This window comes from Microcystis sp. LEGE 00066, from assembly GCF_015207925.1.
GTDB classification, from domain to species: Bacteria; Cyanobacteriota; Cyanobacteriia; order Cyanobacteriales; family Microcystaceae; genus Microcystis; species Microcystis ichthyoblabe_A.
This window is the reverse complement of sequence record NZ_JADEVX010000149.1, coordinates 1-10,722: the sequence shown is the minus strand read 5'-3', so window position 1 is coordinate 10,722 and position 10,722 is coordinate 1. Positions and strand designations below refer to the sequence as shown.

Here is a 10,722-nt window from a genome sequence, read left to right as displayed (position 1 = left end):
TACGATATTTGGCTGGGAACACTAAATGATATAGCAAAACACTTACATTATGGCTCTTATGGATGTATTCACTCATTTTTCTATTGTACGCCGCGAGCGGCGGGGAATTAGACCCGAAGAGATTAAAGCAGCTCTAAATAGTTTTGAGTTAAAAGTTAAACTTCAAGTTTTTATTCAGGACGAATGTACTGATTAACTAATTTTTTTGGGAAAATTAGTTGACCCATTATTATAACATATAATTAATTTGCAAGAGTTCTAGTAAGTCAATTACTGTTTCTTTATAATCGGCGAAGTGATAGTTATTAAATCTTTCGGTGCTGGTTTGATCTTTGGGTTTCTTTTCCTTATGTGAAGAAGCCGAAAATCAATTTAGTTGTAAAATACCTACACCTGTCAGAGAGGGGAGAGGAGAATAAATAAAAATAATCTCCTGAATCCTGACTCCTGAATCCTGAATCCTGATAACTGATTAAATACCGTGACTTTTGCCGATTACCCAATGACGACGGAAGAAGCGAGCGAGCGAAGTTTCTTCTAAGGATAAGTAAATCGGTCTTCCGTGGGGACAAGTGCGGGGATTACGAGTATTTTGCCAATCATCGAGTAAATTCTGCATTTCTTCTAAACTTAAAGCTGTACCGTTGCGGATCGCACTACGGCAAGCGGTAGCAACCTGAGCGGTTTGTAAATCGCCCCCTAAACTTAATTCTAGTAAAGCATCAGCCCGATCCTCCCGTTCTTTTAGTAGAACAGGAATACTACGAATTGCCCAAGAGCGATCGCCAAAACCAGCAACTTCTAATCCTAAACGTTGTAATTGTTCGATTTGTCGAGTAGTTAACTGATTTAAGATGATCGGAGTATCTAACGGCACGATTTCCCAGTTATCCTCTAAACGTTCGTACAAAACCCGCTCATGGGCAATATGTTGTTCCACTAACCATAATCCGTTAGGATGTTCGGCAACTATATAAGTTTGGTGAATTTGAGCTAATGCCTTTAATTCCAGCCGATTTTTCCTGGATTTCTCCCCTATTATATAGGTGCTTTTTTCTTCGGCAGCCTTGAGAATTTGACTGACGCGCTGATTTTGCGCTTTTTCGGGTATATGTTCGGGATTTAGTCCTAAAGACTTGTCTATGGCTGAAATTATCTGTTCTTGCCAAAAAACGAGGTTATGCAGGTATATTTCCGCTTTAGCTGGGTGACGATTCCAATCGATGGAACGAGGGTTAAGATGTAGATGGAGAAAACAAGCGGGATAGCGATCTTTAGGGACTGTACGAGCGAAAGCTTGAAATATTGCCTGTTCTAACTCCGATGAGCGCACCATTCGCCCATTAACAGCAATTTTAACCCAATCCGGTTGATGGCGAGAAATGCGATCGGGCAACCCAATGACTAATTCAATTTGAGCCAATTCTGCGTCAGGAGTCGTTAAGTCAAGGTTTAGCGATGCTAAATCGTTAAAATGCAGAGATTTAACTAATTGCGGTAATATTTGACTAGCATCCTTACCCGGACTAATGCGTAACCAATCTTGATGATCTTGGAAAACCTGCCAAGTAATGTGGGGATGACAGAGAGCAAAATTATGAATTAAAGTCTGTATATCCTTTAATTGTTTGTTAATTGACGGTAAAGCTTGACGACGCACTGGAAAGTTACCAAAGAGATTCTCTACCGTGACGATAGTACCAATAGCTATAGGAATCGTTTCTAAATTATCCGGCTCACCCCGGTGATTGTAAAGACAATAACAACCTAAATCATCGTCATGACGACTGGCAACCCGCAGACGCGCCACCTGTGCGATACTGTGCAAAGCTTCACCACGGAATCCGAGACTGGTAATCTGCCAAAGATCGTCCCGTTGGCGGATTTTGCTGGTACTGTGGGCATAGCTACACAGTTGCAAATCTTCTCTAGACATTCCCCTACCGTTATCCGATACTTGTATTCGCCAATTTTGGGGAGATATATCAATGCTAATCCTATCTGCCCCCGCATCAATGGCATTTTCGACTAATTCCCGCACCACAGCGCCTAAAGAGTCGATTACCTCTCCTGCGGCAATTAAATCAATTACGTCTTGGGGTAAAACTTGTATGGGTAAGGTCATCAATTAATGGTTTTAGCCAAGGGCAAACTCGATATATTGTCGCACAGGGGGTGCATGATTAAGGACTCCGCTCCCTAGCAATTTATCGGCGATCGCTGCTTCCTTGCCATCCCGCTCCACTGATCAAATATAGCGATATTCCTGGAGCAAGTCCAATGATACTAAATCGGCAAAAATGCTGTTGATAGGCAATAATCCCTGATCGAGATAAGATTAATTCTGGTGATGATAGGGAAGACAGTGGTGAATAAACTAAGCATTCTGGTTTTACACGGACCGAATTTAAACCTATTGGGGAAAAGAGAGCCGAATCTCTACGGTAACATCAATTTAGAAGCGATTAACCAGTTTTTAAGCGAAGAAGCTACCCGTTTAGGGGTGAATTTAACCGCGCACCAGTCCAATCAGGAAGGGCAATTAGTGGACTGGATTCAGCAAGCATGGGGTCAGCATGACGGTATTTTGATTAATGCAGCAGCTTATACTCATACCAGTATCGCCATCCGCGACGCACTCTTAGGCACAAAAATTGCCTGTGTGGAAGTACACTTAAGCAATATTTACAAACGCGAGTCTTTTCGTCATCATTCCTACATTGCCGATATAGCTATCGGACAGATTAGCGGTTTTGGGGCCGAAAGTTATCGCTTAGGATTATGGGCATTAGTCGATTATTTGCAAAAGAATGGGAAAATTTAAGACAAATGCTGGAACTTCGCGGTTTTAAACCCAAATTTTCGATAAACTAGCGTAGAGGCCGTCTTTAGTTAATAAATCTTCATGGGTTCCCGATTCGACTAATTCCCCGCGTTTCAGGACAAGAATTCGATCGACATTGCGAATAGTAGAGAGACGATGGGCGATAATAATAGCAGTACGATCGACTAAAATTTGTTCTAAAGCTTCTTGAATTAATACTTCCGTTCCCACGTCTAAACTAGCAGTAGCTTCATCTAAAACTAAAATTTCGGGGTTACGAATAGCGACTCTCGCAAAAGCGAGTAATTGTTTTTGTCCTCCTGACAAATTTGCGCCACGCTCTCGTAAAAGAGTATGATAACCATCGGGTAACTCCTCGATAAAGTGATCGATATTAGTTAATTTAGCCGCTGCTTTCACCTGCTCAAAATCATAATTTTCTCCTAAAGTAATATTGCGAGTAACATCTCCAGCAAAGAGAAAAGTTTCTTGGAGAATCACACCGATATAACGTCTTAATTCCGCTTGGGGAAGATAACGGATATCGATACCATCCACTAGAATTCTGCCCTTACTTGGTTCGTAAAGACGACAGAGAAGACGAATAATTGAACTTTTTCCCGCACCGGTGGGACCGACTAAAGCGACTTTTTCCCCTGGATTAATGGTAAAATTGAGACCTTTAATAATATATTCATCTGGTTTATAACCAAACCAAACATTTTCAAAAATAATCTCGCCAGTTTGACGTTTTTCTGGGAAAGAAATCTCTTTATAATTGTTAAAATCGGTGATTTCAATAGGAATACTCATTAATTCCCCAATGCGCTCAATAGCAGTAAAACCCGATTGAAACATGGTAAATTTTTCGGCAAACTGACGCAGGGGATTAAAGAGACGTTGGGAGAATAAAATAAAAGCCGATAAAACCCCAAAATCAATGGTTTTTTGGAGAATCAAAATACCCCCTAACCATAATACTCCTGCCACGGCAATTAATCCGATCCATTCCAACGTAGCTGAGACGGCCGAATCATAAAAAATTGTTTTATCTAGGGAGCGACGATACTGAGTATTGATAGTGCGAAACATTTCAGCGTTAAAGCGTTCGCGGCGAAATAATTGAACAATATTAACTCCGACTACATTTTCCTGTAATTGAGCATTAAGTTTTGATAATTGCTCGCGTACTTGATAGTTAGCGCTGCGATATTGTTTTTGAAAAAAGATAATTAAAGCAGTGACAGGAAATAACATCAACACCAACAATAGAGCTAATTGCCATTGCAGGGTAAACATGGTGAGGATAATAACTAAAATATTAACCAGATCACTGACAACTCCGATCGCCCCACTAGCAAAAACTTCTCCTAATGCTTCCACATCGCTGGTTAAACGAGTGACTAAACGTCCCACGGGAGAGCGATCAAAAAAACTAGAGGAAAGGGAAGTAACATGACTAAATAAATCTTCCCGGACATTAGCAGTAATTGACTGACCGACTTTCTGCACTAGATAACCTTGTGTTGTCCCTAAAATCAGTCGTAAAATAATCGAAACCGACAGGATAATAATTAGGGTATTAATGGCTGCTGTTAAGGGCATTTGAGCCAAAAAAATCCAGGTTTGTTCCTTTTGCAAAAGGGAAACCGCTTGACCGATAATTAAGGGTTGGATCGCCCCCGTCAGAGATAGGGGAAAAAGAAGTATTAATGAACAAAATAGCAGGGCTTTTTGCTTTTTTGCGTAGGGAAGTAATCTTAATAATAAGCTCCAGTCATTTTCTTTGACCGGAGATGACACAGGGGAGGATGATAGACTCATATTCTCGGCAGCTGGGGAGAAATTACGCCCCTATTGTTAACTTTTCTAACAGGCGATCAATCTGGAAATATTCCTCCATTAATTCTCGAATACAAGCGACTTTTACCTGTTCCTGTAAGCGAATCTTCCCGAAGGCCTGATCGACGATTTCCACGGTGGTGAGAGTATCTAAATTTACCGAGAGAATCGGTACTTCTAAATCCTCAGCCCGTCCCAAAATTAGGGGATCCGGAGAGATAGAACCAGTTAAGATCAAACAGGTGGTAGAAGTTTCTAGGGCAGCTAACTGGAGGTCTGTGCGATCGCCGCCCGTAATCACGGCCATATTTTCCCCCTTGCGAAAATATTCTAAAGCGGCGTTGACATTCATCGCCCCGATCGCTAAACTTTCTACCATCCAATCTAAACGATCGGGCCGACATAATACTTTTGCCCCCAAAAGATGGACAATTTCCCGAACACTAATACTACGCAATAATTTACTAGCAGGTAACAGTCCTAAAACTTCCACCCCTTGGCGGGACAAATAGGGTTTCAGGAGAGATTGTACTTCCTCCCAATCATCTTCCGGGATATCACTAATCACTACCCCCAGCAGCTGATTATTTAATTCCTCTCTTGCTTTCAGCAGACTCTCGGCAATTAGGGGAGAACTATAGCGGGCCACCAATAGGATTGGAGTCTGCAGAATTTTGGCCATCTCCCCCATCGATAACTGAAAAATACTGCCTTCCCAGAGAGTCCCCGGCCCTTCGAGGAGGATAATATCACTGTTAACTCGATCGAGATAACCAGCAAGAATATTGCCGTAGTTCTGTTGATCTACACCTTGTAAACGTTTAGCAACGGAATCCGCATCAGTATAGATCAGGGGTAAACGCAGCTGCTCGGGGGATAATTCTAATAATTGCCGAATAAATTCTACATCCTCATCGACCAATTGCCCATCGACGTAGCCCGGACAATTGCCCACTGGTTTGCCGTAACTTATCTCTAGTCCTTTTTGTCGCAAGAGATGCGCTAAACCGACGACAGTTCCCGATTTACCACTGAGGGGTTCCAGGGAAGAGATAAGTATAGATTTGGCTGATTTGGCCACGATTTGCTCCTTTTAACCCGTAAAATCCCGACTTTTATCATTCAAATTGCAGCAGTTTCCGATAAAATCCCTGCGAAAAGTCGGCCGAACCTAGCTGCTTAAAGGTTTTAATTGCACCGATGAGATATTCGATCAACTCGGCGTTAAGAATCGTCATCTCATAGCTTAGGTCGGCCTGTCCTTCAAATTGTAAACGACAACGGGTCAATTCCGAGGGCAATTTTGATACATACCAAGAGGCCACAAAGGGAATCCCTTCGCTATTTTCTATGTGACGACGACCTTCTAAAGATCCTCCTTGATACAAAGCGATCGCATAGGGCAAGATACTATGTTTGTCCTTGGCATAGTAGGGCATATATACTAACACATCAGCCTTATTAGCGGGTTCCAATTGTTCGATCGTCGGCATAATTAGTCAATTCTTGGGTTCTCAGCCAAGTTACCAGTGACACTGATATTTTCTATATATTTTAACCGATCGCCCCCATAATCTCCCGATCAAGAAAATAGGCAGATTTTACGGCCAGATCAGCTTTCTCTACTGAGGTGATCATCGGCTATAACTGGCATACTAACCCGAAAAACCGTGCCGGGGTAAGGGGAACTTGTTGGATCGGGATTAGGACTGATAAATTCAATCGTCCCCCCCATGCTGGTAATTAATTCTTTGGCGATCGCTAAACCCAATCCCGTACCAGGTATATCTCCCCCTGCTTGCACTCCCCGGTAGTGACGTTGAAAAATTCTTTCTTGATCACTCCTCGCTATACCATAACCTGTGTCTTTAAAAACAATTTCTACACTATTCTTAACATTTTTTACCTCGACGGTGACTTTTCCGCCAGCAGGAGTATATTTGAGAGCATTATCAATTAAATTGCTGAATACTTCCCGCAAACCGGGGATATTGGCCCGAATAAGTGGTATGTCTTCCCCGTGAATCGTTTCTAGACTGAGATTTCTCTCTTTGGCTACGGCCTGGGCCGAAAGGAGCAGCGGATCGAGAATATCATGGAGATTGATCGGAGTTAGTTGGCTGCTGCCAGCAGGTAAGAGAAAGGTGGTGGGGGAAGATTGCGCTTGCAGGAGAGGAATATCGACGGTGGGGTAATTTTCGCTTTCTTGCTGAATTTGTGCCTCAAATTCGGCAATTAAGTCCCGAACTCGATCGCTTTCCCTCAATATACCGGTAATGGCAGGATCGTTACCTTCTTCGGCTAAAAGCCTTTTGAGTAGAAGTTTACCAAAGGTTTTTAAAGCGGTAAGGGGATTGCGGATTTGATGGAGAAAAGTATCGAGGCGCTGACGTTGCCATTGTCGATAATAACGTTCTTCTCCCAATTGGCGATCGAGTACACAGGCTAAAGCGAGGGTTTGGGTGATTTTTGCCATCTGGGTTAATTCCGAACTTTGCCAAGGTCGTTTTTCTCTGGTTGTCACCAATAATCCGATCATGCCCTCTTCATACATTAAGGGTAAAAACAAGCGATGACCGCTGACGGTCTCCTGATTACTCCAGAGGTGGGATAAATCTTCTAACTTAACCGCAGTTAACAAGTCAGCCGCCGGTTGCCCTGGTTGCAAGGAAAGCCGCTTTTTTTGGGGATAAGGGGGATTAAAAGGCGGATAAACAACGACTGTGATTAAATTACTCGATAAAGGTTCAGTTAAATAAACCGCACTTCTGTCTGCTTCCATTTGCTCCCGCAAAAGTTCCATCTGTGCCTGACACAGGGCAATAAAATCATCACTCAGGGGAGTCCGGGAGGGGGAGGAGAAGGGCATACTAAGAAAGTAAAAAGTAAAAAATCAGAAAACCTTGATAAAGCTAGGGTTACGAGTTTTATTTCCCAGTTGACAGGGGAAAGAATGACCCTCCTCTTGAGTCGAGGGCAACTGGCAAAAACCAGTTATAACAAGGGTTTGGTCACTATTTTCGGGGTGGATCACGGTATATATTAAAAAAAGTTTAAAAATAATAAGTTTTGTATCGGGATTTGGGGCTGTGTTTTTGTCAGAAAAACTTAAACATAGTCCCAGTCTAGCTTCCGGTCAAACTTGTCCGTAATTGGCTTTCTAAGGGACACTTGATTTCTCGATCTAGAAGGGATATAATCGCTACGGCTTTTGTAACTATCATTACAACGATTAGCCAAAACAGGAGGTAATTGGGTTGGCCAGAAAACGGAAACGTAAGAGTCGCCGTCGTCAAGAAGGACGTAAGATACTTGAACTTGTACCCCAGTATAGTATTGAAAGTGGCGAAGATAAACCCGTAACTGCGGCGCGTAAGTATATTCAAGCTATAGGCATTAGCCCACCAGCTTTATTGGTTGTTAAGCGTAACGAGCATACGACCGATCGCTATTTCTGGGCTGAAAAAGGACTGTTTGGAGCGCAATATGTGGAGGAAAACCACTTCCTTTTCCCAAGCTTGCGCGATCTGCAGCCCCAGCCTCAGCCCGTCAAAGCACCGGTAGCAGTTGCCAAATAACTCAAAGGACTATTAATCGTATCATGGAAAGTGAACTCGTTTACAGAAAAGTGAACGAGTTTTTTTTGAGGATAAGAGGAGCGGGGACCTTTAAGTGATCAGTAATCAGTAAACTGAAAACTCACATCTGATTACCGAAAAGGCGGACAGCTAAGGAGGGAATGGGGTTATGAGAATCTTTTAGGGGTTATTTAGGCTAATTTTGGCTTTAAATCGCTTTAATCAATTAAATTTCCTCATTTAAACCCGATAGGATTGCTGAGGTAATAAATTATTTTCGATCAGGATCGTAAAGTTCAACCTTTAAGGTATGATTGGGAACATTAATTATTTTTTTATGTATTGCACTAGAACGTAGAGGGCAAGCAGCAGTGATTAGAGTAGCGATCAATGGTTTCGGACGGATTGGACGTAATTTCCTAAGATGTTGGTTAGGACGGACTAATAGTGGCTTGGAGGTAGTGGGGATCAATGATACATCCGATCCCCGGAGTAACGCTCACCTGCTCAAATATGACTCGATGTTAGGCAAACTTAACGCTAATATCGATGCCGATGATAATTCTTTAATTGTTAACGGTAAGACTATTAAATGTTATTCCGATCGCAATCCCCTCAATCTGCCCTGGGCAGAATGGGGTGTAGATTTAGTGATCGAAGCTACCGGTGTTTTCGTTGATGAAGAGGGCGCTTCTAAGCATATTGTCGCAGGAGCTAAAAAAGTCCTCATTACCGCACCGGGTAAAGGTTCGGGAGTGGGAACCTATGTAGTTGGTGTCAACGCTCACGAATACGAACACGATAAATACAATGTCATCAGCAATGCCAGTTGTACCACCAACTGTCTTGCTCCTGTCGTCAAAGTGATTCACGAAAACTTCGGCATCATCAAAGGGACGATGACCACCACCCACAGTTACACTGGTGATCAACGGATTCTGGATGCTAGTCACCGGGATCTGCGTCGCGCTCGCGCCGCCGCCGTTAACATCGTTCCCACCTCCACCGGTGCCGCTAAAGCTGTAGCCTTAGTTATCCCGGACATGAAAGGGAAACTTAACGGTATCGCTCTGCGTGTACCCACTCCTAACGTTTCTGTGGTGGATTTAGTGGCGCAAGTGGAAAAAAGCACGATCGCGGAACAGGTAAACGAAGTCCTCAAAGAAGCTTCGGAAAATTCTTTAAAAGGAATTCTCGAATATAATGATTTACCCCTCGTTTCCTCTGATTATCGCGGTGTTGATGCCTCCTCGATCATTGATGCTAGTCTCACCATGGTGATGGGTGGCGATATGGTGAAAGTTATCGCTTGGTACGATAACGAATGGGGTTACTCCCAACGGGTGGTTGATCTCGCTGAAGTCGTTGCCAGCAAGTGGAAAGGCTAAATCAGTGATCAGTCAACTGTAATCGGTGAACAGTGGGCGTTAATTAGGAGTCAGGAGTGGTTAGTGATAACTGACTAACTGATAACTGTTAACTGTTAACTGATAAGTGATAAATTCTCACCGAAAAAGCGCCGATAGATTCCCTCTGTCACCAATTGAGCGGTGATTAGGTTAGCTAGGGCAATCATAAACAGGATCAGTATCTGGTAGGAAGCGGCGTTTAAAGGTTCACTTCCTGCCAATACCTGTCCGGTGAACATTCCGGGTAAACTGACTAAACCCACCACCATCATCTGATTGAGGGTGGGTATTAAACTAGCTCGAATCGCTGCTTTTTGGTAAGATGCGGTCGCTTGTTGAGGGGTTGCCCCTAAACAAAGATGGGTTTCGATTTCCAAACGGTGACTTTTAATGGCACTGCTTAATCTTTCCCCGGCTAAAGAGGCACTATTCATGGCATTGCCTAACACCATCCCCGTCAAGGGAATCAAGTATTGGGGTGAGTACCATTGTTCTGGTTGAATAATTAAAGCGATCGCATAACCTAAAGTTAGACAGCTACTAATCAATAAAGAGCCAAAAACTAGGGGTAATAAGCCTTTATCTCGGCTATCAATGCGATTTTTAGCAACAATAGTCGCGATAGTCATCATTACTGCCAAAATCCCCAGCACTGCCAGAGGATTATCCAGGGAAAAAATAAAGGCGATAACGTAGCCTACCACTAATAATTGCAGGATCGATCGACCGGTCGCCAATAATAATTGGCCCTCTAGAGCTAAATTTGACCAACGGGAGAGGATTAAACAAATACCCATCATCCCCAAAGCCCAACCCAAATCCACCAGATTTAGTTCTACTAATCCATCCATAAAAATAAAAGAAACAAATTACAACAATACTTCATCTATAAATAGCAAGTTTATAATTATTTTTGACCGAAAATTTGAGTACAAGCCCTGCCCTTTAGTGTAGGGTTGGGCGGCTCCACTTAAATATATATTGTCAACTTAAAGAATTTTGTGCTAAGATATTGATACTCGGTCGAGCAGTGTCAAAATGTTTGTGCTAGAATACAAGGTTAAGCCAA

9 protein-coding genes and 1 pseudogene are annotated in these 10,722 nt (G+C 42.8%); 3 read left to right on the top strand and 7 right to left on the bottom strand.

Annotation, left to right across the window (positions count from 1 at the left end):
• Both IQ224_RS17660 and mutL read right to left on the bottom strand, forming a co-directional pair.
• Positions 1-76 (bottom strand): annotated as a pseudogene (locus IQ224_RS17660) (IS200/IS605 family transposase); the annotation flags it as partial.
• Between the two features lie 396 nt (positions 77-472).
• The gene (gene mutL / locus IQ224_RS17655; protein WP_002745953.1) at positions 473-2,125 is read right to left on the bottom strand and encodes a DNA mismatch repair endonuclease MutL; all 1,653 of its coding nucleotides are present in this window, start codon (positions 2,123-2,125) and stop codon (positions 473-475) included.
• Positions 2,126-2,368: 243 nt separating this feature from the next.
• On the opposite strand from mutL, the gene aroQ reads away from it, so the two are divergent.
• Positions 2,369-2,824 carry a type II 3-dehydroquinate dehydratase gene (gene aroQ, locus IQ224_RS17650; protein ID WP_002745954.1) on the top strand — a complete coding sequence of 152 codons (456 nt, stop codon included), beginning with the start codon at positions 2,369-2,371 and terminating at the stop codon, positions 2,822-2,824.
• A 24-nt stretch (positions 2,825-2,848) separates the two neighbouring features.
• Here aroQ and IQ224_RS17645 read toward each other — a convergent pair whose 3' ends face one another.
• From IQ224_RS17645 to IQ224_RS17630, 4 genes are all read right to left on the bottom strand, one after another.
• Positions 2,849-4,648, bottom strand: coding sequence for an ABC transporter ATP-binding protein (locus tag IQ224_RS17645; RefSeq protein WP_036401841.1), 1,800 nt, complete (start codon positions 4,646-4,648; stop codon positions 2,849-2,851).
• A 22-nt stretch (positions 4,649-4,670) separates the two neighbouring features.
• Complete coding sequence (locus tag IQ224_RS17640; protein ID WP_194033288.1) at positions 4,671-5,747, bottom strand: phosphotransacetylase family protein; 1,077 nt, start codon at positions 5,745-5,747, stop codon at positions 4,671-4,673.
• 37 nt (positions 5,748-5,784) lie between these two features.
• Positions 5,785-6,159 carry a type IV pilus biogenesis protein EbsA gene (gene ebsA, locus IQ224_RS17635; protein WP_103111116.1) on the bottom strand — a complete coding sequence of 125 codons (375 nt, stop codon included), beginning with the start codon at positions 6,157-6,159 and terminating at the stop codon, positions 5,785-5,787.
• Between the two features lie 119 nt (positions 6,160-6,278).
• Positions 6,279-7,535 (bottom strand): GAF domain-containing sensor histidine kinase, encoded by a 1,257-nt coding sequence (locus IQ224_RS17630; protein ID WP_194033287.1) that lies wholly within the window; start codon positions 7,533-7,535, stop codon positions 6,279-6,281.
• A gap of 388 nt (positions 7,536-7,923) precedes the next feature.
• Between IQ224_RS17630 and IQ224_RS17625 the strand changes: the two genes are divergently transcribed.
• Both IQ224_RS17625 and IQ224_RS17620 read left to right on the top strand, forming a co-directional pair.
• On the top strand, positions 7,924-8,244 hold the full coding sequence (locus IQ224_RS17625; RefSeq protein WP_002732265.1) for a DUF3155 domain-containing protein: 321 nt from the start codon (positions 7,924-7,926) through the stop codon (positions 8,242-8,244).
• Between the two features lie 371 nt (positions 8,245-8,615).
• The gene (locus IQ224_RS17620) at positions 8,616-9,632 is read left to right on the top strand and encodes a type I glyceraldehyde-3-phosphate dehydrogenase (protein ID WP_002731954.1); all 1,017 of its coding nucleotides are present in this window, start codon (positions 8,616-8,618) and stop codon (positions 9,630-9,632) included.
• A gap of 95 nt (positions 9,633-9,727) precedes the next feature.
• On the opposite strand, the gene fetB is transcribed toward IQ224_RS17620, so the two are convergent.
• A complete protein-coding gene (gene fetB / locus IQ224_RS17615) occupies positions 9,728-10,504 on the bottom strand; it encodes an iron export ABC transporter permease subunit FetB (RefSeq protein ID WP_002745963.1) in 777 nt (258 codons plus the stop codon).
• Positions 10,505-10,722 lie beyond the last annotated feature (218 nt).

Excerpts from the sequence above, each read along its gene's own strand:
- mutL (WP_002745953.1), bottom strand. The coding sequence starts at position 2,125 with ATGACCTTACCCATACAAGTTTTACCCCAAGACGTAATTGATTTAATT.
- IQ224_RS17645 (WP_036401841.1), bottom strand. The coding sequence starts at position 4,648 with ATGAGTCTATCATCCTCCCCTGTGTCATCTCCGGTCAAAGAAAATGAC.
- ebsA (WP_103111116.1), bottom strand. The coding sequence starts at position 6,159 with ATGCCGACGATCGAACAATTGGAACCCGCTAATAAGGCTGATGTGTTA.
- IQ224_RS17630 (WP_194033287.1), bottom strand. The coding sequence starts at position 7,535 with ATGCCCTTCTCCTCCCCCTCCCGGACTCCCCTGAGTGATGATTTTATT.
- fetB (WP_002745963.1), bottom strand. The coding sequence starts at position 10,504 with ATGGATGGATTAGTAGAACTAAATCTGGTGGATTTGGGTTGGGCTTTG.